Annotated in this window: 25 protein-coding genes; 13 read left to right on the top strand and 12 right to left on the bottom strand. The window is 73.4% G+C overall.

The genetic code is table 11. The features are described from left to right. Nucleotides 1-53 precede the first annotated feature (53 nt). Nucleotides 54-878 carry an IclR family transcriptional regulator gene (locus BHU06_RS20485; protein ID WP_070401079.1) on the bottom strand — a complete coding sequence of 275 codons (825 nt, stop codon included), beginning with the start codon at nucleotides 876-878 and terminating at the stop codon, nucleotides 54-56. A gap of 151 nt (nucleotides 879-1,029) precedes the next feature. On the opposite strand from BHU06_RS20485, the gene BHU06_RS20490 reads away from it, so the two are divergent. The 5 genes from BHU06_RS20490 to BHU06_RS20510 all read left to right on the top strand — a co-directional run bounded on the left by BHU06_RS20490 (nucleotide 1,030) and on the right by BHU06_RS20510 (nucleotide 5,650). Further along, nucleotides 1,030-2,409: an amidase gene (locus tag BHU06_RS20490; protein ID WP_070401080.1), complete on the top strand. Its 1,380-nt coding sequence runs from the start codon at nucleotides 1,030-1,032 to the stop codon at nucleotides 2,407-2,409. After that, nucleotides 2,402-3,637, top strand: a complete 1,236-nt coding sequence (locus tag BHU06_RS20495; RefSeq protein ID WP_070401081.1) for a CaiB/BaiF CoA-transferase family protein — start codon at nucleotides 2,402-2,404, stop codon at nucleotides 3,635-3,637. The genes BHU06_RS20490 and BHU06_RS20495 overlap by 8 nt, the downstream gene beginning before the upstream one ends. Further along, nucleotides 3,634-4,482 (top strand): CoA ester lyase, encoded by an 849-nt coding sequence (locus BHU06_RS20500; RefSeq protein ID WP_070401082.1) that lies wholly within the window; start codon nucleotides 3,634-3,636, stop codon nucleotides 4,480-4,482. The genes BHU06_RS20495 and BHU06_RS20500 overlap by 4 nt, the downstream gene beginning before the upstream one ends. Nucleotides 4,483-4,536: 54 nt before the next feature. Continuing rightward, nucleotides 4,537-5,091, top strand: coding sequence for a dihydrofolate reductase family protein (locus BHU06_RS20505; RefSeq protein ID WP_070401083.1), 555 nt, complete (start codon nucleotides 4,537-4,539; stop codon nucleotides 5,089-5,091). 91 nt (nucleotides 5,092-5,182) lie between these two features. Next, nucleotides 5,183-5,650: a DNA-binding transcriptional regulator gene (locus BHU06_RS20510; RefSeq protein WP_070401084.1), complete on the top strand. Its 468-nt coding sequence runs from the start codon at nucleotides 5,183-5,185 to the stop codon at nucleotides 5,648-5,650. Nucleotides 5,651-5,675: 25 nt separating this feature from the next. Here the strand turns inward: BHU06_RS20510 and BHU06_RS20515 are convergent, their stop codons facing one another. The 10 genes from BHU06_RS20515 to BHU06_RS20560 all read right to left on the bottom strand — a co-directional run bounded on the left by BHU06_RS20515 (nucleotide 5,676) and on the right by BHU06_RS20560 (nucleotide 13,779). Continuing rightward, nucleotides 5,676-6,149, bottom strand: coding sequence for a phasin family protein (locus BHU06_RS20515; protein WP_070401085.1), 474 nt, complete (start codon nucleotides 6,147-6,149; stop codon nucleotides 5,676-5,678). Between the two features lie 65 nt (nucleotides 6,150-6,214). Beyond that, nucleotides 6,215-6,868 carry a BON domain-containing protein gene (locus BHU06_RS20520; RefSeq protein WP_070401086.1) on the bottom strand — a complete coding sequence of 218 codons (654 nt, stop codon included), beginning with the start codon at nucleotides 6,866-6,868 and terminating at the stop codon, nucleotides 6,215-6,217. Further along, a complete protein-coding gene (locus BHU06_RS20525) occupies nucleotides 6,865-7,560 on the bottom strand; it encodes a hypothetical protein (RefSeq protein ID WP_070401087.1) in 696 nt (231 codons plus the stop codon). Before BHU06_RS20525 ends, BHU06_RS20520 begins: the two co-directional genes overlap by 4 nt. A gap of 3 nt (nucleotides 7,561-7,563) precedes the next feature. Next, the gene (locus BHU06_RS20530) at nucleotides 7,564-7,833 is read right to left on the bottom strand and encodes a lipoyl domain-containing protein (RefSeq protein ID WP_070401088.1); all 270 of its coding nucleotides are present in this window, start codon (nucleotides 7,831-7,833) and stop codon (nucleotides 7,564-7,566) included. Next, the gene (locus BHU06_RS20535; protein ID WP_070401089.1) at nucleotides 7,830-8,888 is read right to left on the bottom strand and encodes an alpha-ketoacid dehydrogenase subunit beta; all 1,059 of its coding nucleotides are present in this window, start codon (nucleotides 8,886-8,888) and stop codon (nucleotides 7,830-7,832) included. Before BHU06_RS20535 ends, BHU06_RS20530 begins: the two co-directional genes overlap by 4 nt. A 22-nt stretch (nucleotides 8,889-8,910) precedes the next feature. Next, a complete protein-coding gene (locus BHU06_RS20540) occupies nucleotides 8,911-9,921 on the bottom strand; it encodes a thiamine pyrophosphate-dependent dehydrogenase E1 component subunit alpha (protein ID WP_254668209.1) in 1,011 nt (336 codons plus the stop codon). 383 nt (nucleotides 9,922-10,304) lie between these two features. Next, nucleotides 10,305-10,658, bottom strand: coding sequence for a hypothetical protein (locus BHU06_RS20545; protein ID WP_070401090.1), 354 nt, complete (start codon nucleotides 10,656-10,658; stop codon nucleotides 10,305-10,307). 84 nt (nucleotides 10,659-10,742) lie between these two features. Further along, complete coding sequence (locus tag BHU06_RS20550; protein WP_070401091.1) at nucleotides 10,743-12,245, bottom strand: bifunctional aminoglycoside phosphotransferase/ATP-binding protein; 1,503 nt, start codon at nucleotides 12,243-12,245, stop codon at nucleotides 10,743-10,745. Then, entirely contained in the window at nucleotides 12,242-12,673 is a 432-nt protein-coding gene (locus BHU06_RS20555) for an Hsp20/alpha crystallin family protein (protein WP_070401092.1), read from the bottom strand. The genes BHU06_RS20550 and BHU06_RS20555 overlap by 4 nt, the downstream gene beginning before the upstream one ends. Nucleotides 12,674-12,789: 116 nt before the next feature. Further along, nucleotides 12,790-13,779, bottom strand: coding sequence for a zinc-dependent alcohol dehydrogenase family protein (locus BHU06_RS20560; protein WP_070401093.1), 990 nt, complete (start codon nucleotides 13,777-13,779; stop codon nucleotides 12,790-12,792). 168 nt (nucleotides 13,780-13,947) lie between these two features. Between BHU06_RS20560 and BHU06_RS20565 the strand changes: the two genes are divergently transcribed. The 3 genes from BHU06_RS20565 to BHU06_RS20575 all read left to right on the top strand — a co-directional run bounded on the left by BHU06_RS20565 (nucleotide 13,948) and on the right by BHU06_RS20575 (nucleotide 19,452). Further along, on the top strand, nucleotides 13,948-15,717 hold the full coding sequence (locus BHU06_RS20565) for an alpha/beta hydrolase (RefSeq protein WP_070401094.1): 1,770 nt from the start codon (nucleotides 13,948-13,950) through the stop codon (nucleotides 15,715-15,717). A 61-nt stretch (nucleotides 15,718-15,778) separates the two neighbouring features. Beyond that, the gene (locus BHU06_RS20570) at nucleotides 15,779-18,469 is read left to right on the top strand and encodes a bifunctional acetate--CoA ligase family protein/GNAT family N-acetyltransferase (RefSeq protein WP_070401095.1); all 2,691 of its coding nucleotides are present in this window, start codon (nucleotides 15,779-15,781) and stop codon (nucleotides 18,467-18,469) included. Next, the gene (locus BHU06_RS20575) at nucleotides 18,466-19,452 is read left to right on the top strand and encodes a hypothetical protein (protein ID WP_070401096.1); all 987 of its coding nucleotides are present in this window, start codon (nucleotides 18,466-18,468) and stop codon (nucleotides 19,450-19,452) included. Before BHU06_RS20570 ends, BHU06_RS20575 begins: the two co-directional genes overlap by 4 nt. 71 nt (nucleotides 19,453-19,523) lie before the next feature. Here BHU06_RS20575 and BHU06_RS20580 read toward each other — a convergent pair whose 3' ends face one another. Then, nucleotides 19,524-19,979: a hypothetical protein gene (locus tag BHU06_RS20580; RefSeq protein WP_070401105.1), complete on the bottom strand. Its 456-nt coding sequence runs from the start codon at nucleotides 19,977-19,979 to the stop codon at nucleotides 19,524-19,526. Nucleotides 19,980-20,162: 183 nt separating this feature from the next. Here BHU06_RS20580 and BHU06_RS20585 point away from each other — a divergent pair, with 183 nt between their 5' ends. The 5 genes from BHU06_RS20585 (at nucleotide 20,163) to BHU06_RS20605 (ending at nucleotide 25,682) form a co-directional block, all read left to right on the top strand. After that, nucleotides 20,163-21,203 (top strand): hypothetical protein, encoded by a 1,041-nt coding sequence (locus BHU06_RS20585; protein ID WP_070401097.1) that lies wholly within the window; start codon nucleotides 20,163-20,165, stop codon nucleotides 21,201-21,203. Nucleotides 21,204-21,297: 94 nt separating this feature from the next. Beyond that, nucleotides 21,298-21,960 (top strand): phosphoribosyltransferase, encoded by a 663-nt coding sequence (locus BHU06_RS20590; RefSeq protein ID WP_070401098.1) that lies wholly within the window; start codon nucleotides 21,298-21,300, stop codon nucleotides 21,958-21,960. Next, nucleotides 21,957-24,023 (top strand): PAS domain S-box protein, encoded by a 2,067-nt coding sequence (locus tag BHU06_RS20595; RefSeq protein WP_070401099.1) that lies wholly within the window; start codon nucleotides 21,957-21,959, stop codon nucleotides 24,021-24,023. The genes BHU06_RS20590 and BHU06_RS20595 overlap by 4 nt, the downstream gene beginning before the upstream one ends. Before the next feature lie 71 nt (nucleotides 24,024-24,094). Next, on the top strand, nucleotides 24,095-24,739 hold the full coding sequence (locus BHU06_RS20600) for a response regulator transcription factor (RefSeq protein WP_070401100.1): 645 nt from the start codon (nucleotides 24,095-24,097) through the stop codon (nucleotides 24,737-24,739). Nucleotides 24,740-24,896: 157 nt separating this feature from the next. Continuing rightward, nucleotides 24,897-25,682, top strand: coding sequence for a helix-turn-helix domain-containing protein (locus tag BHU06_RS20605; protein WP_083293353.1), 786 nt, complete (start codon nucleotides 24,897-24,899; stop codon nucleotides 25,680-25,682). Nucleotides 25,683-25,810 lie beyond the last annotated feature (128 nt).

A 25,810-nucleotide genomic window follows, 5' to 3' on the forward strand; every position in this document is an offset into this window, starting at 1 on the left:
CCTCCGCGCGGCGCACCGCGGGGCTGCGCGCCGGGTGAGTTGGCCGGCGGCGCTCATCGGGGCGCCTCCGGGGCGGGCGCCACGCCCAGGGCCTGCTCGAGCGCGCGCGCCTCGCGCATCAGCAGCGCCACGACGGAGGCACGCCGCTCGGGCCGCATGCGGCTGGTGATGGTGGCAATGGACAGCGCCGCCGCCGGACGGCCCGCCACGTCGCGCACGGTGACGCCGATGGCGGCCATCTCGGGCAGCATCTTGCCGTCGTTGAGCGAGTGGCCCTGCTCGCGCGTCTGGCGCACCATGGCGCGCAGGTTGACCGGGTCGAAGTTGGCGTGCGGCGCGAGCTTCTCGCGGTTGCGCGCGATCACCTGCTCGACCTCGGCGTCGGGCAGCGCGGCCAGCAAGGCCAGGCTGCCGGCGCCCAGGCCCAGCGGGCGGTAGTCGCCCACCTCCAGCGTGAGCGTGCGGATCGGGAAGGAGCCGGTCTGACGCGCCACGCACAGCGCGCTGTCGCCGGCGCGCAGCGAGAGGTAGACCGTGTCGCCGGTCTCCTCGGCCAGCAGGGCCATGCCGGGCTGGGCCAACTGCACCAGGTCGAAGCGCGCGGCCGAGGCCAGGCCCATGCGGTAGAGCTTGAGGCCGGGGAAGAACAGGCGCGTCTTCTCGTCGTAGTCCACCAGGCCCAGCTTGCGCAGGCCGTTGAGCAGGCGGTGCGCCGTGGGCTTGGACAGGCGCGCCCGTTCGGCCAGCGCGCCCAGCGCGGCGCCGGACGCGGCGTGGCTCACCACCTCTTCCAGCAGGCCAATGGCCCGGTCCAGGCTTTGCGTGAGCGAGGCCTGCGGGCTGGCGGTGTCGTGGTCGGATTCGGCGACTGCGGGCATTGGGACGTCCTTTCGTCTCATTAAATGAAACGAAAGCTTATTCGATTTCAGGCGGCGGACTATGCATACCATTTAACGGTATGTCAACAACATTAAATGAGATAGAGTGAAAGACGGTCCCCCACCCGACGTCCACCCAAGAGGAGCGCCCGTGTCCGATCCCGAGACCCCCCTTTTCCCGTCCAGCCTGGGCAGCGCCGTGCAGGAAACGCGCCGCGCGCTGGACCGCATTGAGCGGCTGAACCCCTCGATCAACGCCATGATCTGCACCACCGCCGAGCCCGCACTGCGCACGGCCGAGGCGCTGGACCGCGCGGCGACCGCCGGCGAATGGCGCGGCCTGCTGCACGGCATGACCGTCAGCGTGAAGGACAACGTGGACCTGGCCGGCGTGCCCACCACCGCGGCCTCGGTCATCCTGAAAGACAACATCGCGCGCACCAACGCCTTCGTGGTGGACCGCCTGGTGCGCAACGGCGCGGTGATCGTGGGCAAGGCCAACCTGCACGAATGGGTGTTCGGCCCGACCAGCCAGAGCCTGCATTTCGGCCCGGTGCGCAACCCCTGGAACACCGGCCACATCGCCGGCGGCTCCAGCGGCGGCTCGGGTGCCTCGGTGGCGGCCGGCATGTGCGTGGCCTCCATCGGCAGCGACACGGCCGGCTCCATCCGCCTGCCGGCCTCGTTCAACGGCGTGGCCGGCCTGCGGCCCACGGTGGGGCGCATCTCCACCACCGGCTCGCTGCCCGTGAGCCCGCCCTTCGACACCCTGGGTCCGCTGGCGCGCCGCGTGAGCGACGTGGCGCGCGTGTTCGCCGCCATCGCCGGCCACGACCCGCGCGACCCCCTGTCGGCCGACGTGCCGGTGCCGAACTTCCTGGCCCAGCTCAACGAGCCGGTGCGCGGCCTGCGCCTGGGCATCCAGCGGCGCTGGTTCTACGAGGACCTCGACCCCGACATCGCCGCCGCCATGGAGCGCGCCCTGGACGTGTTCCGCTCGCTGGGCGTGGAGCTGGTGGACATCGACCTCGGCGACGTGCAGAACGCGCAGCAGATGCTCACCTTCACCATGATCCCCGCCGACGCCATGCGCCTGCACCGCGAGCGCATCGCCGAGCGCGCGGCCGACTACGGCGCCGACGTGCTCATGCGCATGCGCCTGGGCGAGAACGTCAGCGGCGAGCAGTACGCGCAGGCCATGCGCTGGATGGAGGGCTGGCGCCACCGCCTGCGCGGGGTGTTCCAGCGCGTGGACGCGATCCTCTCGCCCACCACGCCGGCCACCGCGCCCGCCGCACAGGGCCTGGATTTCGCGCAGGCGATCCGGCGCATCCCGCGCTTCAGCTGCGCCTGGCCCATCGCCGGCATCCCCAGCCTGGCCGTGCCCTGCGGGCTGAGCGGCGAAGGCCTGCCCATGTCGCTGGAACTGGCCGCCGGCTGGTACAACGAGCCCACCCTCCTGCGCCTGGGGCACGCCTACCAGTCCCTCACCGACCACCACCTGCGCGCCGCGCCCGTCCTGCATGCTTGACGTCAGCTTCGACCCCACCCACAGCGGCCCGCTGCGCGGCCTGCGCGTGCTCGACCTCTCGCGCCTGGTCGCGGGCAACATGCTGTCGCTGCAACTGGCCGACTTCGGCGCCGAGGTCATCAAGGTGGAAGACCCGGACGGCGGCGACACCCTGCGCCAGTGGCGCGAGCGCGGGCCGGAGCACCCCGAGGGCGTGCCGGTCTGGTGGAAGGTCTACGCGCGCAACAAGAAGAGCCTGGCCATCGACCTGCGCAGCGAGCCCGGGCGCGCGGCGCTGCGCACGCTGGCCGCCGGCGCCCAGGTGCTGATCGAGAGCTTCCGGCCCGGCACGCTGGAGAAGATGGGCTTCGCGCCCGAGGCGCTGCTGGCGCTCAACCCGAAGCTGGTGATCGTTCGGCTCACCGGCTGGGGCCAGACCGGCCCCTACCACCAGCAGCCTGGTTTCGGCAGCCTGGTGGAGGCCATGTCCGGCTTCGCGGCCAAGAACGGCGCGCCCGAGGCGCCGCCCATGCTGCCCAACATGGCCCTGGCCGACATGGTGGCCGGCCTGTACGGCGCCTTCGCCGTGGCCGCCGCCGTGCGCGAGGTCGAAACGAACGGTGGCGCCGGCCAGGTCATCGACCTGTCGCTGCTGGAGCCGCTGCTGTCCATCATGGGCCCCGACGCCGCCGCCCACCACGTCAGCGGCCAGGTGCCCGCGCGCACCGGCAACCGCACCTCCATCACCGCGCCGCGCAACATCTACCGCACCAAGGGCGGCGACTGGGTGGCCCTGTCCGCCTCCACCCAGGGCATGACCGAGCGCCTGCTGCGCGCCATCGGCCGCGCCGAGCTGATCGACGATCCGCGTTTCCGGACCAACGCCGACCGGCTGGCCCACGTGGACGCGCTGGACGCCGTGGTCGGCGGCTTCATCGGCGAGCGCACGCTGGAAGACAACCTCGCCTTCTTCCGCGAACGCGAGGTCACCGTGGGCCCGGTTTACGACATCGCCCAGATCGTGACCGACCCGCACGTGGTGGCGCGCGGCATCGTGGTGCGCGCGCCCGACGCCGACACCGGCTCGCTGCCCATGCACGCCGTCGTGCCGCGCCTGTCGCGCACGCCCGGCGGGCTGGCGCGGCCGGCGCCGCGCCTGGGCGAGCACACGCTGGAGCTGCTGCGCGGCGCCGGCCTGAGCGAAGCGGCCATCCAGGAACTCATCGACAGCAAGCTCATCGCCCCATGAAACTCGAACAAGCCCACGCGCTGCGCACGCAGCTCTTCGTGCCCGCCCTGTCGGAGCGCTTCGTCGACAAGGCGCACCAGCGCGGCGCCGACGCCATCATCGTGGACCTGGAGGACGCCATCGCGCCCGAGGCCAAGGCCGAGGCGCGGCGCGCGCTGCCCGGCGTGGTGCGGCGCATCGCCGCGCACGGCGTGCCGGTGTTCGTGCGGGTCAACAACGACCCCGGCCTGCTGGGCGACGACCTCGAGGCCGCGCTGGCCACGCCGCTGGCCGGCGTCTTCCTGCCCAAGGCCGAGGACCCGGCGCAGGTGGGCGCCGTGGCCGCGCGCCTGCGCCCGGCCGGCGCGGGCCTGGTGCTGCTGCTGGAGACGCCGCCGGCGGTGCTGCGCGCGGCCGAGCTCGCGGCCAGTTGCCCGGACGAGGTGATCGGCGTGGTCTTCGGCAGCGAGGACTACGCCAACGCCCTGGGCGTGGTGCCGACCATGGAGTCCATGCAATACGCCGCGCACGCCGTGGCGCTGGCCGCGCGCGCCCACGGCCGCGCGGCCTGGGGCGTGGTCGGCAGCCTGGCCGAGTTCGGCGACCTGGCGTTGCTGGGCCGCATGGCGCGCGCGGCGCGGCACGCGGGCTTCACCGGCGCGCTGGCCATCCACCCGACGCAGGTGCCCGTGTTCAACGAGGCCTTCGGTGCCAACGAACAGGAGCTCCAGGACGCCGCGGCCATCGTGGCCGCCTTCGAGCGCGCCCTGTCCGAGGGCCGGGGGGCCGTGCAGCACCAGGGCCGCATGCTGGACAAGCCCATCGTGGAACGGGCGCGGCGGCTGATGGCGCGGGCGGGCCGCTGAACCGCGCGGCGCGGACAATGGCGGGCCCGTTCAACGACCCGCACACACCCCGCCATGAAAACCCAGTACTACGTCGCCAGCTCGCTCGACGGCTTCATCGCCGACACCCAACATTCCCTGGATTGGCTGTTCCAGCTGGGCCAGGCGGCGGACGCCGACATCGGCACCTTCCTGGCCGGCGTGGGCGCGCTCGCCATGGGCTCGTCCACGTACGAATGGATGCTGCGCCACCACGTCAAGCCCGGCCAGCCCGACGCCCAGCCCTGGCCCTACGCGCAACCCTGCTGGGTGTTCAGCTCGCGCGAACTGCCCACGGTGACGGGCGCCGACATCCGCTTCGCGCGCGGCGACGTGCGCGCGGTGCACGCCGAGATGGCCGCCGCCGCGAACGGGCGCAACCTCTGGGTCATGGGCGGCGGAGAACTCGTCGGCCAGTTCCACGACCACGGGCTGCTGGACGAACTCATCGTCACCATCGGCTCCGTCACGCTGGGCGCGGGCGCGCCACTGCTGCCGCGGCGCATCGTCACGCCACCGCTGCGCCTGTTGGAAGCCAAGGCCTTCGGCACCGGCTTCGCGCAACTGCGCTACGAAGTGGTGAAGGCTTGACACCCGCCGCGCCCCAGGCATCCGTCACATCCGGTCACATCTCGGGCCTGCGCTATTCTGCGATTCGGCACCAATGCCGTCGGATGGGACGATGACCACATTTGCTTCCTCGCTGAAGAAGGAAATCGCGCGCGTCGCGCGCAAGGAGTTGCGCGAGGAGCTGGACGCTCTGCGCAAGGCCAGCGCCAGCCACCGCAGCGAGATCGCCGCGCTCAAGCGCCAGGTGCGCGAACTGCAGGTGGCGCTGCGCCAGACCAGCCGGCGCGCCGACAAGGCCCTGCACACCGTCGCGCCCGACGCGCCGGCCGAGGCGCCCCCGCGCGGGCGCCGCGCGGTGTTCAGCGCCGAGCGCCTGAAGGCCCAGCGCGAACGCCTGGGCCTCACGCAAAAGGAAATGGCCGCCTACCTCGGCACCTCCACGCTGTCGGTGTGGAAGTGGGAAACCGGCCAGGTGACGCCGCGCGCGCGCTTCCTGCCGGCCATCCTGGCGCTGCGCAGCCAGGGCAAGCGTGAGGTGCTCAGGCAGCTGGCCTCATCGAGCGGCGGCGCGGCCGGCTGAACCCGCGCCGCGCGCGGCGCGCCTCTCAGGAAGCCTCGGTGCGCAAAGACACGGGGAAGAACGGGTTGAAGCCGTTCGCCAGCCCCGAAAACCCGTCCACGGCCGAACTCACGCGCTCCAGGGCCCCGTTGTCGGCCAAGTGGGTGTAGCAGGCCATCCATTCGCGCTGCATGTCCGCGGCCGCGGCGCCCAGCTGCTGCCAGTACTGCGTGGCGCTCTCGAGATCGAAGCGCATGAGGTCGGCCTGGATCTGCATGAGCTGCGCGGGCTCGCTGGCCTCCTTGAGCTTTTCCGCCGCGCGCGCGTAGTGCTGCAGCGCCTGGTGCGCCGCTCTCTCCTGGATCTTTCGCATCGCCTCGAAGCCGCGGAACATCGCGCAGGCGCTTTCGGTCGCCAGGCTCAATTGCTGGCGCGGCAGGTCGCTGGCGGCGTTCCAGGCCGCTTCGGGCGTTGCCGCGACCGGCGCGGCGCTGGGGGTGGTGTGGCGTTTGGTGGCCATGGTTGGCTCCTGATCGTTCAAAGGGGGCACAAAGGCGGTGGCCGCCGGGCGCGCGGGGGCGTGCCTCAGGCGGCGACCTCGAGGTGGTCGACCACGCGCGACACGCCGCGGGCGGCGTAGGCGGTGCCGACCGCGGCCTGCCGGTCGGCCAACGACTCCACCGTGCCGCTGAGGGTGACCACGCCGCCCTCCACGTCCACCGCGATGCGCTGGGCTTCGCGCCGGGCATGCCGCTCCAGGGCCGAGGCAATGCCGCGCGAAATCTCGCCGGCGTTGGCGCGTGCCTTGATCGAGATGTCGTTCGTCACGCCGCGCACGCCCACGAGCGGGCGCACCGATTGCTCGGCGCTCGCGCGCTGGTAGGCCCAGTCCAGCTCACCCGAGAGGCGAACCCAGCCCTCCTCGACCTCGACCTTTACCCGGTCGTCGGGCACCAGCGAATGCCAGCGCAAGGCATGCGCCGCGGCCTGCGCGATCTCGCTGTCGGTGCGCGCGTGCCCGGGGGACAGGCGCACCTCCAGGTCGAGCGCGATGCCACGCGCGCCGGCCACGCGGCGCACCGCGCGCTCCACCGCGTGCTTCTGCGCGTAGCTGTCCAGCGTGCCGTTGAGCGTGACGATGCCCGCGCGCACGGCCACGCCGATCTGGGTGGTGTTGATGGCGGGGTCCCAGGCGAGTTCCGCCGCCACGTCCTGCTTCAGTTGCTCGTCCGTTTTCATGAAAACAACTCCTCGTGTCGAATGGGGCCGTCGGCCATGGGGGCCTCGACGGGAGGCCCCAGTCTGGGCCGCGCGCGCGGCCCCTGCATTGATGCGGCGCAAGTTGCGTCCCGCGCCGCGGCCTCGCGCAGATGGGCGGCCAGCTCGACCGCCCAGCGCGCCGCGTTGGGTGGGTGGCCCAGGCAGGCCTGCACCGTGGTGGTGGTGGCGGCCAGCACCTGCGCGTGCTCGGCCCGCCGGTTCAACTCCTGGCACAGCATCGACCAGGGCACCGGGCTCAGCAGCGTGCCCGACCACAGCTGCACGCGATCGCGCCGCCAGGTCTGCGACACGCCCGTGAGCTTGCGCCCGTCCACCAGCACCTCGCCGGGCGAGCGCCCCGCGAAGCAGGCCCAGTGCGGCACCACCGGCCCCTCGTGGCAGATGGCGTCGATGCCGTGGCCGCGCAGCCAGTCGCGGTGCAGCGCCCCAAACCACAGGGCGGCGGCCGCGGGACCCGGCTGCAGCCGCGGGTGACCCGCCGGCAACAGCAGCACGGCGCGCAGCAGCCAGGGCCCCAGCAGCACCGCGCCGCCACCGCTGGCGCGCAGACGGCAGGGCGACAAGGCCTCGGCGCTTTCGCCGCGCTGCGAGCGCCCCAGCGAGAGGCCCGCGTGCGAAGACACCCCGGCCAGCGCCATCGGCATCTGCATGGCTCACCCCCGCGCGAGCCAGCCGATCGCCTGCTCGCGCGCGAAGCTCGCGCCGGACGGCACCAGGATGCGCTCGAGCACGCCGTCCGCCGGCGCGACGATGTCCAGCGTGCTCTTGACGAGCACCGCGCGCGCCACGGCCTGGCCCGCGCTCACCCGCGCGCCTTCGGCCACCAGCCAGCGGTCCAGCAGGGCCTGGACGCCCTCGTCCACGCCGCTCCAGTGGTCGGCCGGCAGGCCCAGCTCCACGCGGCCCCGGGCGATGGTGGTCATGCCGCCGCCTTCAGCTTGGCATCGACCAGCTCGCAGCAGGCCTCGACGATGCGCGTCACCGAGGGGATCACCGCCTGCTCCAGCGGTCGGCTGTAGGGAATGGGCACATCGGGCACCGCCAGCCGGCGCACCGGCGCGGCGAGCGCGATGCGGTCCATGTTCTCGGCCACCACCGCGGCGATCTCGCCCGACAGCCCGAAGCTGAGGTAGTCCTCATCCACGATCAGCAGCCGCCCGGTCTTGCCGACGGACTGCAGCACGGTCTCGGTGTCCAGCGGCACCAGCGTGCGCAGGTCGATCACCTCGGCCTCGATGCCCTGCGTGTGCAGCGTGCGCGCGGCCAGCAGGGCCTTGTGCACCATCTGGCTCAGCGTCACGATCGTCACGTGCCGGCCCTCGCGCACCACCGCCGCCTGGCCGAAGGGCAGGGTGTAGGCCTCCTCGGGCACGGCGGTGGTGGCGCCTTCGTGGTACTGCATCCAGGGCAAGCCCATGATGCCCTTGTGGAAGAAGACCATCACCGGGTTGTCGTCGCGGATCGCCTGGGTCATCAGTCCCTTGGCGTCGTAGGCGTTGGACGGCACCACCACCTTGAGGCCGGGCATGTGCGCGAAGGTGGCGTACAGGCACTGCGAGTGCTGGGCCGCGTCGCCGTAGCCGCCGCCAATGGCCGTCATCAGCACCACCGGCAGCTTCACCTGCCCGCCCGACATGTAGCGGTTCTTGGCCAGGTGGTTGTAGATCTGGTCCATGCAGACGCCGAAGAAGTCCACGAACATCAGCTCGGCGATCGGTCGCAGGCCGGCGGCGGCGGCGCCGGTGGCCGCGCCGATGAAGGCGCTCTCCGAGATCGGCGTGTCGCGGACGCGCTCGGGGCCGAAGCGGTCCAGCAGGCCGCCGGTGGCGCTGAAGATGCCACCGTAGCGGCCGATGTCTTCGCCCATCGCGAAGACGCGCGGGTCGCGCGCCATTTCCTGGCCGATCGCCTCGGCGATGGCCTGGGCCATGGTGAGGGTGCGCACTGCGCTGGCGGCAGCGCTCTCAGGGGTGCTCATGGTGGGGGTCCTTCCTCGCCGCTCAGGCGAATACGTGGTCCATGGCCTCCGAAGCGGCCGGATACAGGCTGCCCCGCGCGAATTCGAAGGCCGCCGCAACGCGCGCCTCGGCGCGCTGGTGGATGTTGTGGTCCAGGGTGTCGTCCAGCAGCTTGCGCCGCCGCAGCGAAGCGGCCAGGGCGGGGATCGGGTCGTGCTGGCGCAGCTCGCTCACCTCGGTCTTGGGCCGGTAGACCTCGGCGTCGCCCTGGAAGTGGCCGAAGTAGCGGTCGGTCTTCACCTCGATGAGGGTGGCGCCGCCACCGCTGCGCGCGCGCTCCACCGCCTGGGCGGCGGCCTCGTACACCGCGATGGCGTCGTTGTGCTCCACCGCGATGCCCGCGATGCCATACGAACTGGCGCGCTCGGCGTTGGACGCGATGGCCGTGGCCTTGTCCTTGGCCACCGAGATCGCCCAGCGGTTGTCCTCGCACACGAAGACCACCGGCAGGCGCCACAGCCCCGCGAGGTTCAGCGCCTCGTGGAAGGTGCCCTGGTTGGCCGCGCCTTCGCCGAAGAAGGCCACGGCGATCGCCTGGCTGGCGGTGAGCTTGGCCGCGAGCGCCGCCCCGCAGGCCGGCGGCAGGCTCGCGCCCACGATGCCGCTGCAGCTGAAGCGGTGCGCCGGATCGAACAGGTGCATGTGGCCGCCCTTGCCGCGACCCAGGCCGGTGACCTTGCCGAAGATCTCGGCCGTCATGCGGTCCAGCGGCACGCCCTTGGCGATGGCGAAGTGGTGCGGCCGGTGTGTGCCGACCACGGTGTCGGCCTCGTTCAGGTGGGCGCACACGCCCACGGCCACGGGCTCCTGCCCGGCGGCCAGGTGCATCTCGCCGGGCACGGGGCCCGACGCAATGTCGAAGGCCAGGCCTTGCTGGATATGCGGCGGCAGCTTGCCCTCCAGGTACACCTGGGCCAGGGTCTCTTCGTAGCGCCGGATCACGAGCATGGTCTCGTACATCCAGAGCAGCTTGTCGGGCGACAGTTTGGTCACGGTGGTCTCCGGCTTGTTGAATGGGTGCGATCAATCTAGGCCTGGCGACGAAAGGAAAGTTGACGTGGCGCAAGAAGGCCGCCGCCCTGCCCCGACCGCGGGGCGCGGGCGAACTTGATCCGCCGCAAACACGGCCGCCCGGGCCACGCGCACAGTGGCTGCGCCAACCGCGCCACGGGCGGCTGTCCTGGCTGTCGAAGGTGGTGAAGGCGGCCGGCGCCCCCGCCGGCCGTCGCGGCACGACCCGCGCTCGCCGCCCCTGGACGCAGGCAGCGTTGGGCGCCCACCCCGCCGGTGACCGCGGTTGGCCTCGTCGGCCGCTCGTCTCTTGGGTACCGTCGAGCACCCTTGGGCACCCAGGGGCGCCCAACCGATGCCCGGACCTACCCGAGCTCGGGCAGGAACTCGGCGTCCCAGGTCGAGGCCGGGCCTTCGCGTCCGCCGCGCGAGGTTCTTTCGGGCACCAGGGAGCAGGCGGTGCACAGGTCGCCATCGGGCGACAGGGTCCGGCGCATGATCGAAATCGGGTCGCCACAACGGGCGCACGCGTCGGGACCGGGGTCTTCCAGGCGGGCCATGGCGCTGTCGAGGCGGTCCACTTCTTCGACGATGTCGTCGGCCTGCCCGAGCGGCAGGTTCTCGCGGCAGAGGCGGGCGACGAGGCGTTCGCGCCGCTGGTGCATGAGGGCGCGCAGGTCGGCGTTGATGAGGCGGCGCGCTGGATCGATGGCGGACATGTGGTCTCCTTGAATCGAATCGTTCCCTGGCGCCCACCAGGCAAGCGAGTCTGGCAGACCGGGCGCGGGCAACCTTGACCGCCGTCAAGAATCGGTGGGCGGGGCGGTCGGCGGGGCCAGGGCCTGGGAGGCCATCTCGGTGCGCAGCCACTCGTCCTCACCCAGCGCTTCCTGCGCGCCGCGCAGCGCGGCCAGCGTGCCCTCGTCGGCCTCCGAGGCATCGCCGCGCCGCGCGCGCAGGCGCTCGCGCAGCACCCCGTCGGGCGCCTCGCAGTGCACGATGCGCCAGGGCACGCGCGCGCGCCGCGCCAGCGCGGCGGCGGCCTCGCGCTCGTGGCGGCGCAGGAAGGCCGCGTCCAGGATCACGGGGAAGCCGGCCTCCAGCGCGGTGCGCGCCAGCGCGAACAGCGTGTCGTAGGTGCGCCGCGTGGCCTCCTCGCCATAGATGTCCCGCCCGCTGGCGCGCGAATCGGCGCTGGCCGGCAGACCGAACAGGCGCTTGCGCTCCACGTCCGAGCGCAGCCGGATGGCGCCCTGCGCCTGCAGCAGGCCTTGCGAGACAAAGCTCTTGCCCGAACCGGGCAGGCCGTGCATCAGGGCCAGCCAGGGCGGTGCATGGCGCACCCAGCGCAAGGCGGCCTCGACGTAGCGGCGGGCCGACGCCTCGTGGCCCCTGAGGCACTCCACCTGCGCCCGCACCAGCGCGCGGTACACCAGGGCGTGCCGCAAACCCGGCAGGCCGGCGTGCTCGCCGGTGGCGTCCAGCCAGGCATTGAGCAGGCGAAACGCCAGGTCGGCCCGCCCGCGCGCGCGCAGGTCCATCACGGGGAAGGCGATGTCGTCGATGACGTCGATCCAGCGCAGCGCCGGGTCGAACTCGATGCCGTCGAAGGCGCTGACGTCGCCATCGACCACGATGAGATTGGCCAGGTGCAGGTCGCCGTGGCACTCGCGCACGTGGCCGGTGCGCAGGCGCTCGGCCCAGTGCGGCGCGAGCCGCTGCGCCTGCGCGCGCAGCCAGCGCGACAGCAGCGCCGCTTCCTCGGCCGACACCACCGGCGCCGCCCCCGCCAGCGCGGCGGCGGCGAGCGCCGCGCGGTGCGGCGCACCGGCGAAGCCGCTGTTCGCGCGCGCCACCGAGGCCTCCAGGTGAAAGCGCGACAGCAGGGCCGCGCAGGCGTCCACCTCGGCCTCGCCCAGGCGCCGGTCGCGCAGCCGCTCGCCGAACAGCGCGCCCTCGGGAAAGCGGCGCATGCGCACGGCCCAGTCAATCGCGGGCCCGGCGCCACCGATTGCGGGTGCGTCCACGCCGCCGGTGACCGCCACCACGTCCAGGTAGAGCGAGGGCGCGAGCCGGCGGTTGATCCGCAGCTCCTCCTCGCAGCAGCGCCGGCGGGCCGCCAGCGTCGAGTAGTCGAGGAAGGGCAGGCGCAGCGGCTTCTTCAGCTTGTAGGCGCGGTCTCCCGCGAGCAGAACCCAGGAGATGTGCGTCTCGATGAGCGACGCGCCCAGGCGCGCGGCCAGGGCATGGGCCAGCGCCGCGCTGCGCGCCAGCGCGTCGGGCGGGCTGGCACCGGCCTCGCTCACTGGATGGCGATCTTGCGCGCGCCTTCGGTGGCCTTCTTGGGCAGCGTCAGCGTGAGCACGCCATCGGCGTAGCGCGCGTCCACCTTGGCCTCGTCGACGTCGCTGGCCAGGCTGAAGGTGCGCGAGATGGTGCCCTGGTAGCGCTCGCTGCGCAGCACCTTGTCGCCGTTGCCCTTGGTTTCCTTCTCGCTGCGCGCCTCGGCGTCGATCTGCACCACGTTGCCATCGATGCGCACGTTGATGTCGTCCTTCTTCACGCCGGGAATGTCGGCCTTGCCCTCGTAGGCCTTGTCGTTCTCCGTCACGTCCACGCGCATCTTGAGCAGGGGCGCGGGCTCCATGTCGAAGGTCGCCGGGGAGAAGAAGCGGCGCATGGTGTTCTCGAACGAATCGCTGAACATCGGGTCCAGCAGGCGAAGTTTGCTCATGGTGGTCCTCATCAGGTAATGGAATCGGTTGCGCACGGCAGGGCGCGCTTTCACTGTAGGCCGCGCCCGCGCGGGGCTTGTTGATGTGGCGCAAGCTGCGCGCGGCCGCCCGCCGCTCAGGGCACCAGCACCGCCGCCCCCTGCAGCCGCCCTTCACGCAGCGCCTGCACCGCGGCCTGCGCCTCCTCCAGCGGGAAGGCCTGCACGTGGGTGTGCACGGGCACCTCGCGCAGCAGGTGGAAAAAGGCTTCACCGTCGTCGCGCGTGAGGTTGGCCACCGACCGCAGTTCGCGCTCGCCCCACAGCAGGCGGTAGTCGAAGGCCGGGATGGTGCTCATGTGGATGCCCGCGCACACCACCACGCCGCCCTTGCGCACGGCCGCGAGCGCCGCCGGCACCAGGGCACCGTCGGGCGCGAAGATCAGCGACGCGTCCAGCCCATCCGCGGGCGCCTCGGTGCTCGCGCCCGCCCAGTGCGCGCCCAGGCGACGCGCGAAGGCCTGCGCCGCCGCATCGCCGGGCCGCGTGAAGGCGTGCACCTGCTGTCCCTGCGCGACCGCGATCTGGCACACGATGTGCGCCGCGGCGCCAAAGCCCCACAGGCCCAGCCGCGCCGGCCTGCGCCCGCCCGCCAGCCGCCAGGCGCGCATCCCGATCAGCCCCGCGCACAGCAGCGGCGCGGCGTGCAGGTCGTCGACGCCCTCGGGCAGAACAAAGCAGAAGCGTTCGTCGGCCACACAGTACTCGGCGTAGCCGCCGTCGCGGTCGTAGCCGGTGAACAGCGGCGCGTCGCACAGGTTCTCGCGCGCCATGGCGCAAAAAGGGCAGGCCCCGCAGCTGCGGCCCAGCCAGCCGACGCCCACGCGCTGCCCGGGCGCGAAGCGCCGCGCCTGTGGCCCCAGGCCCACCACCTCGCCCACCACCTCGTGGCCCGGCACGGCCGACGGCTCGCGCCGCGGCAGTTCGCCGTCGATGATGTGCAGGTCGGTGCGGCACACCCCACAGGCGCGCACGCGCAGGAGCACCTCGCGCGGGCCAGGCACGGGCACGGGCCGGCGCACCGGCACCAGCCGCCGCGTGGCGGCGTCGATGGCCATGGCCCGCATGCTCGAAACGCTCAATGGACAAGCTCCGCGCGGGGTGTGGCGCGCGCCCCGGCGGCGGCGCTTCCCGTCCGGCCCATGCTAGGCGCCCCCGGGCGCGGCGCAAGCCCGATCCGCGCCGCCCTTGACATAGCGCAAGCGCACGCGGCGGCCGGGGCCGATCATGGCGGCATGCGAACCGACGACCCGCCGCCGACGACGACCGGCCCGCCGCCCATGGACCTGCCGCTCAAGCTGTGGCTCGCCCGGCTGTCCAACGGGCTGTCGCCGGTCGCGCTGGCGCAGGCCCAGGCCGACTGGTGGCTGCACCTACTGGTGTCGCCCACCCGGCAGGCGCAGCTGTCGGCCAGCGCGCTGCACAAGGTGCAGGCCTGGGCGCACTACCTCTGGCGCGCCGCCCAGGGCCCGTGCGAGAACTGCGTGGCGCCCGCGCCCCAGGACAAGCGCTTCAGCCGGCCCGAGTGGCGGCGCTTTCCCTTCAACGCGCTGGCCCAGGGCTTCCTGCTGCAGGAGCGCTGGTGGGACGAGGCCACGCACGGTGTGCGCGGCGTCTCGCGCCACCACGAGGAGGTGACGGCCTTCGTGGCGCGCCAGTGGCTGGACATGCTGTCGCCGTCCAACTCGCCGCTGACCAACCCGCAGGTGCTGCAGGAAACCCTGCGCACCGGCGGCGCCAACCTCGCCAGCGGCGCGGCGAACTGGGCGCGCGATGCCATGGCCGTGGCCTCGGGCGGCGAGGCGCGCGGGCTGCAGGCCTTCGAGCCCGGCCGGGCGCTCGCGCTCACGCCGGGCCAGGTGGTGATGCGCAACCACCTGATCGAGCTGATCCAGTACACCCCCGCCACGCCCACGGTGTGGCGCGAACCGGTGCTGGTGATGCCCTCGTGGATCATGAAGTTCTACATCCTCGACCTGACGCCGGACGACTCGCTGGTGCGCTACCTCGTCTCTCAGGGCCACACCGTGTTCATGGTGTCCTGGCGCAACCCGGGCAGCGCGGACGCCGGCCTCGGCATGGACGACTACCTGGACCTCGGCGTGCTGCAGGCGCTGGCGGCGGTGCGGGAGCGCTGCCCCGGCGCGGGCGTGCACGCCATGGGCTACTGCCTGGGCGGCACCCTGCTGTCCATGGCGGCGGCCCTGCTCGGCGCGCGCGGCGACGAGGGCCTGCGCAGCCTGACGCTGCTGGCCGCGCAGGTGGACTTCCAGGAGCCCGGCGAGCTGGGGCTGTTCATCGACGAGAGCCAGATCGCCTTCCTGGAGGACATCATGGCCGAGCGCGGCTACCTGGACGGCCAGCGCATGGCCGGCGCCTTCCAGCTCATCAACTCCAAGGACCTGGTGTGGTCCAAGCTGGTCCACGAGTACCTGATGGGCGCGCACACGCCCGTGACGCCGCTGCGCGCCTGGAACGCGGACGCCACGCGCCTGCCCGCGCGCATGCATAGCGAGTACCTGCGCCGCCTGTACCTGCACAACGACCTGGCCGAAGGCCGCTACCGCGTGCGCGGCGAGCCGGTGGACCTGGACCGCATCCGCGTGCCGCTCTACCTGCTGGCCACCGAGCGCGACCACGTCTCGCCCTGGACATCGGTCTACAAGCTGATGCGCCTGACGCACTCGAACGCCCACTTCGTGCTGAGCTCGGGCGGCCACAACGTGGGCATCGTGAGTCCGCCCGAGGGGCCGCTGGCCAGCCCCGAGGCCTCCTACCGCGTGGGCGAGTGGGCGCCGCGCGCGGCGCCGGCCGACCCGCAGGACTGGCTCGCGCACGCGAAGGCCTCGCCGGGTTCCTGGTGGCCGCACTGGCAGCGGTGGCTGGCCGCGCATTCCTCGCGCCGGGTGAAGGCCCGGGCCGTGTCGGGCCTGCGCGTGCGCGGCCGTGCCGTGCCCGCGCCGGGCACCTATGTGTTCGACCCCGTGGCGGAGGTGGCCGAATGAGCGCCGCTGGGCCGTGCCCAAGGCGCTCAGCCCCGCAGTGCGCCGCACGGAGGGCCGTCCAATGAGCGTGCGCCACCTCGAGCACCTGTTCCAGCCGCGCAGCGTGGCGGTGATCGGCGTCTCGCGCCGGGCCGACGGCGTGGGCGCGCTGGTCTGGCGCAACCTGCGCGAGGGCGGCTTCGCGGGGCCGCTGTGGGCGGTGAACCGCCAGCCCTTCGAACTGGACGGCGGGCCGGTGTTCACCAGCGTGGACGCGCTGCCGCAGGCGCCCGAGCTCGCGGTGATCTGCACGCCGGCGGCCAGCGTGCCCGAGCTGGTGGACCAGCTGGGCCGCCGCGGCACGCGCGCGGCCATCGTGCTCACCGCCGGCCTGCGCGAAGGCCGCACCAGCGACGGCCGCAGCCTGGAACAGGCCATGCTCGACGCCGCCCGGCCCCACCTGCTGCGCGTGCTCGGGCCCAACTGCATCGGCGCCCTGGTGCCGGGGCAGGCCCTCAACGCCAGCTTCGCGCCGGGTCAGGCGCGCGTGGGCGAACTGGCCTTCGTCACGCAGTCGGGCGCGCTGGCCACGGCCATGCTCGACTGGGCCAACGCGCGCGGCGTCGGCTTCTCGCATTTCGTCTCGCTCGGCGACAGCGCCGACGTGGACTTCGGCGACCTGCTCGACTACCTCGGCAGCGACCCGCGCACGCGCGCCATCCTGCTCTACATCGAGTCGGTCAAACAGGCGCGCAAGTTCATGTCGGCCGCGCGTGCGGCCGCGCGCAACAAGCCCGTGGTGCTGGTGAAGTCGGGCCGGCGGCCCGACGGCGCGCGCGCCGCCGCCTCCCACACCGGCGCGCTGGCGGGCTCCGACCCGGTGTTCGACGCCGCCGTGCGGCGCGCCGGCATGCTGCGCGTGGACACGCTGGAGGCCCTGTTCGACGCCGCGCAGACGCTGGCGCGCGTGCACCGCTGGCGCGGCCCGCGCCTGGCCGTGCTCACCAACGGCGGCGGCGCCGGCGTGCTCGCGGCCGACACCTTGGGCAGCGGCGAACTCGCCACGCTCTCGCCCGACACCCTGGCGGCGCTGGACGCCGGCCTGCCCGCCAACTGGTCGCGCGGCAACCCGGTGGACATCATTGGCGACGCGCCGCCGCAGCGCTACCTCGACGCGCTGCGGGTGCTGCTCGCCGCGCCCGAGGTGGACGGGCTGCTGTTCATGCACGCGCCCACCGCCATCGCCTCGCCCACCGACATCGCGCAGGCCTGCCTGCCGCTGCTGCGTGGCGCCGACCGGCCGGTGCTGGCCTGCTGGCTCGGCGGCCAGCGCGTGGCCGCCGCGCGCGAGCTGTTCGACGCGCAGGGCGTGGCCTGTTACGACACACCCGAGAACGCCACCGCCGCCTGGCTGCAGCTGCGCGACCACCAGGCCGCGCAGGCCGCGCTGCTGCAGCTGCCCGAGTCGCGCCCCGAGCTGCACTACCCCGACCGCGACGGCGCGCGCGTCCTGGTGGAGGCCGCCCTGGCGGGCGGGCGCGACTGGCTCGACGAACTCGACGCCAAGCGCCTGCTGGGCGCCTACGGCATTCCCTGCGTGGCCACCGAGCGCGTGCCCGACCTGGACGCCGCGCTCGACGCGGCCGGGCGCATCGGCTACCCGGTCGCGCTCAAGATCGTCTCGCCCGAGGTGCTGCACAAGTCCGACGTGGGCGGCGTGGTGCTGGACGTGGCCAACGCCGCGCAGCTGCGCGCCGAGGCACTGGCCATGCGCGAGCGCGTGGCGCTGGCGCGCCCGGACGCCCGCCTCACCGGCTTCACCGTGCAGGCGATGGCGCACCGCCCGCTGGCGGTCGAGACCATCGTCGGCATCGCCAGCGACCCGGTGTTCGGCCCGGTGCTGCTGTTCGGCGAAGGCGGCACGGCGGTGGAGGTGCGGGCCGACCGCGCGATCGCGCTGCCGCCGCTCAACGCCGTGCTGGCGCGCGACCTCATCGGCCGCACGCGCGTGGCCCGCCTGCTGCGCGGCTACCGCTCGCGCCCGCCGGCGAACCTCGACGCCGTCGTCGACGTGCTGCTGCGCCTGAGCCAGCTCGCCAGCGACCTCGCGCCGGTGGCCGAGCTCGACATCAACCCCCTGCTGGTCGACGCCGAGGGCGCGCTGGCGCTGGACGCGCGCGTGCGCGTGCGCCCGGCCGCGCCCACGCGCGACGGCGCACACCTGGCGCTGCGCCCCTACCCCTCGGGCCTGGAGCGCGTCACCGTCATCGAGGGCGAAGCGCTGCAGTTGCGCCCGATCCGGCCGGAGGACGGCGAGCGGCTCGCGCGCTTCTACGCCAGCTGCTCGCCCGAGGAACTGCGCCTGCGCTTCTTCTTCACGCGACGTGAGGTTCCGCCCAGCGAGCTGGCGCGCTACTGCCAGATCGACTACGAGCGCGAGATGTGCTTCATCGCCTTGTCCGGCGACACCCTGTGCGGCGAGGCGCGCGCCGCCAGCGACCCCGACAACGACACCGCCGAGTTCGCGGTGCAGGTGGCGCGGCCCTGGCAGCGCCGTGGCCTGGGCCGCGCGCTGCTGGGGATGCTGATCGATCACCTGCGCGCGCGCGGCACGCGCGAACTGGTGGGCTGGTGCCTCGAAGGCAACCACGGCATGGTGAACCTCGCGCGCGCGATCGGCTTCGGCATGCGCGGCAGCGCCGACGGCACGCTGGAGCTGCGGCTGGCGCTCGGCCCGCCGCCGGCCGCCCCCGCCGAGCAGGCCGCGCCTTGAGCCACTGGGACGTCTTCAATGGCGACGCCGACGGCCTGTGCGCGCTGCAACAGCTGCGCCTGGCGCGGCCGCGCGAGTCGCGGCTGGTGACCGGCCTCAAGCGCGAGATCGCGCTGCTGGAGCGCGTGGACGCCGGCCCGGACGACACGGTCACGGTGCTCGACATCTCCCTCGCGCGCAACCGCGCGCCCCTGCTGGCCTTGCTGGCGCGCGGCGTGCGCATCGAGTACTTCGACCACCACCACGCCGGCGACGACCCCCTGCCGCGCCACCCCGCCCTGAAGCTCGTGATCGAGACCGCGCCCACGCGCTGCACCAGCCTCATCGTGCACCGCCACCTGGGGGGGCCGCACGCGGCCTGGGCCGTCACCGGCGCCTTCGGCGACGGCATGGGCGCGAGCGCGCGCGCGCTCGGTCACGCGGCGGGCCTGGACGACCCGCAACTGGCCACGCTGCGCGCGCTCGGCGAAGCGATCAACCACAACGCCTATGGCGAGTCCGAGGCCGACGTGCTGATCGCGCCGGCCGCGCTGCACGGCCTCATGCGGGCGCACGCCGACCCGCTGGATTTTCTGCGGCGCGAGCCCATCGCTCCCGCGCTCATCGAGCGCCGACGCCAGGACCTCGAGCGCGCCGACGCGCTGGCGCCGCGCTGGCGCTTGGCCGCCGGTTCGGTGTACGAGCTGCCCGACGAGGACTGGGCGCGGCGCGTGCAGGGCAGCCTGGCCTACCGCTGCATCGAGCGCGAACCCGAGCGGGCTTGCGCGGTGCTGCGCGCCGCGGGGACCGACGCCTTCATGGTGAACCTGAGGGCCCCCCGGCAGCGGCCGCACGCGGACCGGCTGTGCCGGGACTTCGGTGGTGGGGGCCGCGCGGGAGCGGCCGGCATCGACCGCTTGCCGCGCGCGCGCCTGCCGGCCTTTCTGGCGGCGTTCGAACAGACCTTCGGCACCGGCGGGCCCGCCACGGCCCCGCGCCCCTGAGGGCGCGCGGGACCCCCCCACGGCGGCTCGGACACGCGTTGGCTTGTGCGCGGCGGCGCGGCCCGCGTCGTCTACTTGGCTTCGGCCGCGCGCTTGGCGATCTTGAAGTCGCTGATGGCGATGCCGAGGTCGAAGCCCTCGCCTTTGCCCGCCAGCGCCAGCGACACCTTGCCCTTGGTCAGCACCTGCGCGGTGCCCGCCTTGGCCACGCCGGCGTCGCCGCTGACCGCCAGGTAGCTGCCCAGCACGTCCTCGATCGCGGACACGTGGGTGAATTTGCCCGTGCCATCGGTGATCTTCCATTTCCCCGCGGTCAGGCCGACGCCCTTCGCGTTGATCGTCACCGGCAGGGACGCGCCGTTGTCGCAGCTCACCGTGCCCTCGCCCTCGGCGCTCGAGTACACGGCCGACCACTGCCTGGACGTGAATTTGAGGGTGCAGCTCAGTTCCTTGTCGGCGGCTGCGCTCATGCCCGAAGCCGCCATGAGGGCGGCGGCCGCGAGCAGTGGGGGAATGAACCGGTTCATGACGCTCTCCTGTGTGAGGCAAAAGACGCCCACATCGGGCGTTTCCACACTGTCGGCGCGGGCGGCGGGGCGTTCATTGATGCCGGTCAAGCTCGCGGTCCGCGCGCACCGCTTCGTGGCGGCGCGCGCATCCTTGACCGCCGTCAAGCACGCGCCCTGGCGACTGGCCGGATAGTGGTCGCCATGAAGCACACATTGCAGGACAAGGTGGACGCGCTGCGGGACCCGGCGAACCATCGCCTGCCGGTCTCGTCCGTCGAGGCCATCGAAACCCATTTCTCGTGGGTGTTCCTGGCCGGCGAGCGCGCCTACAAGATGAAGAAGCCGCTGCACCAGGGCCTGCAGGACTTCTCCACGCTCGAGCGGCGGCGCCACTACTGCCGCGAAGAACTGCGCGTGAACCGGCGCCTGGCGCCCCAGGTCTACCTGGGCCTGGTGCCGCTGGCGGCGGACGAGAACGGCCGCCTGCGCCTGGACGGGCCGGGCGAGCCGGTGGAGTGGCTGGTGGCCATGCGCCGCCTGCCGCCGGGGCCCATGCTGGACCAGCGCCTGCTGCGCGGCGAGGCCAGCGAGGACGACATGCGCCGCATCGCTGAGCAACTGGCCGGCTTCCATCGCTGGCAGCCTCGCCCGCGCCTGGACCCCAACGGCTACCGCCTGCGGCTGTGGCAGCGCCTGGCCGACTGCGAACAACTGCTGGGTCGCCCCGAATGGCGGCTGCCGCGCACGCGCGTGGACGTGGTGCTGGGCGCGCTGCGCGCCTGGCTGGCGTCCAGCACGCCACTGATCGAGGCGCGGGCCATGGCCGGCTGCGTGCTCGAGGCCCATGGCGACCTGCGGCCGGAGCACATCTGGCTCGGCGACCCGCTGGCCATCATCGACGCCCTGGAGTTCTCCAAGGCGCTGCGCCAGCAGGACGGCGCCGACGAGGTCGGCTTCCTGGCGCTGGAATGCGAACGCGCCGGCGCGCCGACCCTGGGCGAGGCCTTGTTGCGCCACTACGCGAACGCCAGCGGCGACGAGCCGCCGCGCGCCCTCGTGCACTTCTACCAGGCCCTTCGGGCCTGCGAGCGCGCCGGCCTGGCGATCGCGCACCTGGCCGAGGCGCGCTACCAGGGCGAGGCGCGCTGGCGCCGCCGCGCGCGGCAGTACCTGCGCCTGGCGGTGCGCCACCTGCAGGCGGCGCGCCGGCCGGGGCCTGGGCGCGGCCTGCCGCCCCCTTGATCTGGCGCAAACGGCGACGCCGCCACGCCACTACAGTGACCTGGCCATCGCGCACCGGAGCCAGCCGCCCACCGGCCCATGAAAGCGAGCCCCCATGTTCCATGACCGCCTAGACGCCGCCCGCCAGCTCGCTGCCGCGCTGGCCCACCACCGCGGCAGCCACCCGCTGGTGCTCGCCATCCCGCGCGGCGCGGTGCCCATGGCGGCGCACCTGGCCCAGGCCCTCGGCGGCGAGCTCGACATCGTGCTCGTTCGCAAGCTGCCCGCGCCCTATTCCGACGAATTCGCGGTGGGCGCGGTGGACGAATCGGGCTGGGTCTACGTGGCCCCGCACGCCAACCTGGCGGGCGCCGACGCGGACTACCTCGCGCGCGTGCGGCGCGAACAGCTCGCCGAGATCGCCCGCCGCCGCGCCGCCTACACGCCGGGGCGCACCGCCGCGTCGGCGCGCGGGCGCACGGTGATCGTGGTCGACGATGGTCTGGCCACGGGCGCGACCATGCTGGCCGCGCTGCACGCGGTGCGCCAGCGCGCGCCCGCGCACCTGGTGTGCGCCGTGCCCGTGGGTTCCCGCGAGAGCGTGGCCTTGGTGCGCCCGGCGGCCGACGAACTGGTGTGCCTGCTCACGCCCGCCGATTTCCAGGCCGTGGGCCAGTTCTACGCCCACTTTGCGCAGGTGGAGGACGCCGAGGTGGTGCGCGCCCTGCGCGACGCCGCCCCCGCCGCGGGGCCCGAAGGACCCGGGGCGTTGCCATGATGCGGGCGCTGAGCGAGCCCGTCCCGCCGGCCGAAGGCGCGCAGCCGGGGCAGCGCCTTCGCTGGCTGCTGCTGTGGCTGCTGCTGGCCTTCCAGCTGCCGGCGCTGCTGCTGTTCGGCGTGGCGATCTGGCTGGCGATGGACAGCGAGCAGGCCGCCCTGGGGCAGCGCCTGATGGCCCAGACCGTGGCCTTGTCGCACCGGGTGAACGCGCGCGCCGTGACCGTTCAGGGCGCGCTGCAGCGCCTGGCCCAGCAGCTGCCGTCCGATGGCCAGGACCTGCGCGACTTCCAGCGCGCCGCGAGCGCCCTGGCGCGCGACCTGGACGTCGACGCCATCGTGCTGGTGCGCGCCAATGGCCAGACGCTGGCCCATGCCCCGCTGCCGACCGGCGGGGCCGAGGCGCTGCGCACCGTGCCCCCCGCCTTCACCGAGGTGGCCCGCACGGGCCGGGCGGACGTGGTCGACGCCACCACCTGGTCCGAGCGCGAAGGGCCGGTGGTGGGCATTGGCGTGCCCGTGGCGCGCGCCAGCGGCGAAACCCTGGCCCTGCAGGCCGTGCTCGAGCTGCCGCGGCTGACCCCGCTGCTGGAGGCTGGCCTGCTGCCCGCGCACTGGCAGGCCGCCATCGTGGACAACGCGGGCCGCTACCTGGCGCTCACCGCCGGCCCCCTGGGCCCCGCGGGGGGACCCGTGGAAGCGGCGCTGCAGGAGCGCCTGGCCCGCGAGGCCTTTGGCACCTTCCGCTCGGCAGACATCGGCGACCCGCCCATGACGGTCTCGTACTGGACCGCGCCGGCCACGCACTGGACAGCGGTGGTAGCGGTGCCGGCCAGGGGCTTCACCCTCCCCGCCTGGCGCACCGTGCTGACCCTGGGCGTGCCGATGGGCCTGGTGATCGCCGCGGGCCTGGCGGGCGCCTGGCTGGTGCGCCGGCGCCTCACGGCCGCACTGAACGGCATGCGCGCGGCCACCGAGGCCGCCGAAGCGGGCCGCCGCCGGGGCGAGCAGCGCCTGGAGGGCATGCTGCAGGCCGCGCCCATCGCCACCCTGCTGATCGACGAGACGCACCGCGTGCGCTCCTTCAATCCGGCCGCGCGCGCGCTCTTCGGCCACGCGCCGGAACAGATCCTGGGCCGCAGCCTGGAGCCCTTGTTCACCCCGCTGAGCTGGCGGGACTGCCAGGAAGACATCGCGGCGGTGCTGCGCGGCACGGTGCGCGGCCCCGACGGCGTGACCTCGGGGCATTGCGTGCGGCTGGGCGGCGACGTTTTTCCGGCCGAGTTCTCGGTGGCCCCGATCCCACGCGCCGACGGCGAGCGACTGCTGTCGGTGACGGTGCGTGACGTCACCGAGCGCGAGGAGTTCCAGGCCTCGCTGCTGGCCGCCCACCACGAGGTGCAGGAGGTGAGCCAGCGCTTCGAGCGCATGCTGCTGCGGGAGATGGACGCCCGCCAGGAGCAGATCGGGCGCGAACTGCACGACGCCGTGGGCTCCGCGGTGGCGGGCGTCTCGATGCTGCTGGAGGCGGCGGCCGCGCGGCGCAACGACCCCGCGCTGGTCGGCGCGCTGCTGGAGAAGTCGCGCGAGCAGGTGCAGGTGGTGGCCGAGCGGCTGCGCCAGCTCTCGCGCGGCATCGTGCCCGCGGGCAGCGAGGCCGGCGCGTTGCACCAGGCCCTGGAGCAGTACCTGCTCGACGCCGCCGAGCTCATGGGCATCGAGTGCACGCTGCGCACGCGCGGCGACTTCAGCGACGTCGGCGCAGAGAGCGCGGGCCACATCTACCGCGTGGTGCAGGAGGCCGTCACCAACGCGGTTCGCCACGGCCAGGCGCGGCGCATCGCCGTGCACCTGGCGCGCGCCGGCGCGCTGTGCGGCCTGACGGTGCGCGACGACGGCAAGGGCTGCGACCTGAGCCTGGTGCACCCCTCGCACCCTGGCATGGGCCTGAAGTCCATGCAGGCGCGCGCGCGGGCGCTGCAGGGGCGGCTGGCGCTGCGCAACCGGCGCAGCGGCGGTTGCGAGGTGGTGCTCCGCTGGTCGGAACCCCCCGAGGAACTTTGATCTTCGTCAGGGGCGCGCGCGACGGGCCGGCATAAGGTGCCGATTTCCGCTCCATCGGGATGGGGTGCTCCATGGACAACACCGTCATCGTCATCGACGACCACGACATCGTTCGCCTCGGCCTGGAGACGCTGATCGCCGACAGCCCCCACCTGCGCCTGCTGGGCAGCGCGGCCAGCCTGCGCGACGGCCTGGCCCTGATCGAACGCCACCAACCCGCGCTGGTGATCACCGACATGGGCACGGGCGACTCCAGCGGCCTGGCCACCGTGCGCGCGGTGCTGGCGGCCCAGGGGCCGCGCGCCACGCTGGTGCTCAGCATGCAGGACGAGATGCTCTACGGCGAGCCGGTGATGGCCCTGGGCGCCAGCGGCTACCTCATGAAGGAGCGCGCCTCCGCCGAGATCGTGCCGGCCGCGCTGGCGGCGCTCAAGGGCGAGCTGTGGATGAGCCCGCGCCTGAACGCGCGGCTGCTCAGCCGCACGCTCAAGCGCCACCGCCCGGACGGCGCGGACGCTGGCGCTGGCGAGTCCTCACTGACGCCGCGGGAGCGCGAGGTGCTGGATCTGGTGCACCAGGGCCAGGCCACGAAGGAGATCGCCAGCGCCCTGGGCCTGAGCGCGCGCACGGTCGATATCCACCGCGCCAACATCAAGCGCAAGCTGGGCCTGCGCAGCGCCGCGGCGGTGATCGCCTCCGGCACGCGGCGCACCTGAACGCCCCGGCGCACCAACGGTTTACCGCCTAGGTACAGGTACCTATCAAGGCCAGCGGCCGGCCCCTGAACATGGCATCGCGCGCGCCGGCCAACGCGCAGGTCCCACGGCCGGACCGCTCGCCGGCCCACCCCGACGCCCCCGCCAGGAGCCCCGCATGGAACTTCAATCCGCTGTCCAGCCCATCCACTTCGTCGATTCGTCGATGCCCCTGTCCGCGGCCCTGTCGCCGGCCGCCGCGCCCGGCCACAGCACCTGCGACACCTGCCTGGTGCGGCACGTCTGCCTGCCCTCCTGGGTCGAGCCCGGCGCGCACACCCCGCTGGAGCGCACCCCCATCGCCCGGCGCCGCCTGCGCAAGGGCCAGAGCGTGTTCCGCGACGGCGAGCGCTGCGAGTTCATCTACGCGGTGCGCTACGGCTCCTTCAAGTCGGTGGCGAGCCTGCGCGATGGGCGCGAACAGGTCATGTCCTTCCACCTGCCCGGCGAGCTGTTCGGCTTCGACGGCCTGGCCACCGGCAAGCACCCCACCTCGGTGCGCGCCATCGAGGACGCCGAGGTCTGCGTATTGCCCTACGCGGAACTGAGCGAGGCCGCGGGCGAGAGCCGCTCGGTGCTGCACCACCTCACCAGCACGCTGAGCGCCGAGCTGGTGCGCGAGCGCCACGTGGCCGCGCTGATCGCCAGCACGCGCTCCGAGGAGCGCGTGGCGACCTTCCTGCTCAACCTGTCGGAGCGGCTGCACGCGCGCGGCTATTCCGCCAGCGCCTTCCAGCTGCGCATGACGCGCGAAGAAATCGGCAGCTACCTCGGCGCCACGCTGGAGACCGTGAGCCGCTGCCTGTCCTCGCTGGCGCGCCAGGGCTTCGTCACGGTGCGCCGCCGGCAGATCGAAATCATCGACCCCGAGGGCCTGCGCGCGAGCTACGCCGACTCGGTCTAGCTGTGAAGTCTCAATAGGTTGTTCATCCGTCCCGGAACTGGGAAGCTGTGGTTACCAGGCCGCAACAACTCAGGACAGGAGAACGGATGAACAGCCATAAGCATGCGCGATTGACCGCGCGAGGTCGA

The sequence above is a fragment of the Hydrogenophaga sp. PML113 genome, from assembly GCF_001777155.1.
Lineage (GTDB): Bacteria > Pseudomonadota > Gammaproteobacteria > Burkholderiales > Burkholderiaceae_C > Hydrogenophaga > Hydrogenophaga borbori.

Bases quoted from the DNA above. Each gene is read 5' to 3' on its own strand.
- BHU06_RS20535 (WP_070401089.1), bottom strand. From the start codon at position 8,888: ATGAGCACCCCTGAGAGCGCTGCCGCCAGCGCAGTGCGCACCCTCACC.
- BHU06_RS20560 (WP_070401093.1), bottom strand. From the start codon at position 13,779: ATGCGGGCCATGGCCATCGACGCCGCCACGCGGCGGCTGGTGCCGGTG.
- BHU06_RS20585 (WP_070401097.1), top strand. From the start codon at position 20,163: ATGAAGCACACATTGCAGGACAAGGTGGACGCGCTGCGGGACCCGGCG.
- BHU06_RS20525 (WP_070401087.1), bottom strand. From the start codon at position 7,560: ATGCAGATGCCGATGGCGCTGGCCGGGGTGTCTTCGCACGCGGGCCTC.
- BHU06_RS20595 (WP_070401099.1), top strand. From the start codon at position 21,957: ATGATGCGGGCGCTGAGCGAGCCCGTCCCGCCGGCCGAAGGCGCGCAG.
- BHU06_RS20565 (WP_070401094.1), top strand. From the start codon at position 13,948: ATGCGAACCGACGACCCGCCGCCGACGACGACCGGCCCGCCGCCCATG.
- BHU06_RS20500 (WP_070401082.1), top strand. From the start codon at position 3,634: ATGAAACTCGAACAAGCCCACGCGCTGCGCACGCAGCTCTTCGTGCCC.
- BHU06_RS20590 (WP_070401098.1), top strand. From the start codon at position 21,298: ATGTTCCATGACCGCCTAGACGCCGCCCGCCAGCTCGCTGCCGCGCTG.
- BHU06_RS20530 (WP_070401088.1), bottom strand. From the start codon at position 7,833: ATGACCACCATCGCCCGGGGCCGCGTGGAGCTGGGCCTGCCGGCCGAC.
- BHU06_RS20510 (WP_070401084.1), top strand. From the start codon at position 5,183: ATGACCACATTTGCTTCCTCGCTGAAGAAGGAAATCGCGCGCGTCGCG.
- BHU06_RS20600 (WP_070401100.1), top strand. From the start codon at position 24,095: ATGGACAACACCGTCATCGTCATCGACGACCACGACATCGTTCGCCTC.
- BHU06_RS20555 (WP_070401092.1), bottom strand. From the start codon at position 12,673: ATGAGCAAACTTCGCCTGCTGGACCCGATGTTCAGCGATTCGTTCGAG.
- BHU06_RS20545 (WP_070401090.1), bottom strand. From the start codon at position 10,658: ATGTCCGCCATCGATCCAGCGCGCCGCCTCATCAACGCCGACCTGCGC.
- BHU06_RS20580 (WP_070401105.1), bottom strand. From the start codon at position 19,979: ATGAACCGGTTCATTCCCCCACTGCTCGCGGCCGCCGCCCTCATGGCG.
- BHU06_RS20505 (WP_070401083.1), top strand. From the start codon at position 4,537: ATGAAAACCCAGTACTACGTCGCCAGCTCGCTCGACGGCTTCATCGCC.
- BHU06_RS20570 (WP_070401095.1), top strand. From the start codon at position 15,779: ATGAGCGTGCGCCACCTCGAGCACCTGTTCCAGCCGCGCAGCGTGGCG.
- BHU06_RS20485 (WP_070401079.1), bottom strand. From the start codon at position 878: ATGCCCGCAGTCGCCGAATCCGACCACGACACCGCCAGCCCGCAGGCC.
- BHU06_RS20515 (WP_070401085.1), bottom strand. From the start codon at position 6,149: ATGGCCACCAAACGCCACACCACCCCCAGCGCCGCGCCGGTCGCGGCA.
- BHU06_RS20605 (WP_083293353.1), top strand. From the start codon at position 24,897: ATGGAACTTCAATCCGCTGTCCAGCCCATCCACTTCGTCGATTCGTCG.
- BHU06_RS20520 (WP_070401086.1), bottom strand. From the start codon at position 6,868: ATGAAAACGGACGAGCAACTGAAGCAGGACGTGGCGGCGGAACTCGCC.
- BHU06_RS20495 (WP_070401081.1), top strand. From the start codon at position 2,402: ATGCTTGACGTCAGCTTCGACCCCACCCACAGCGGCCCGCTGCGCGGC.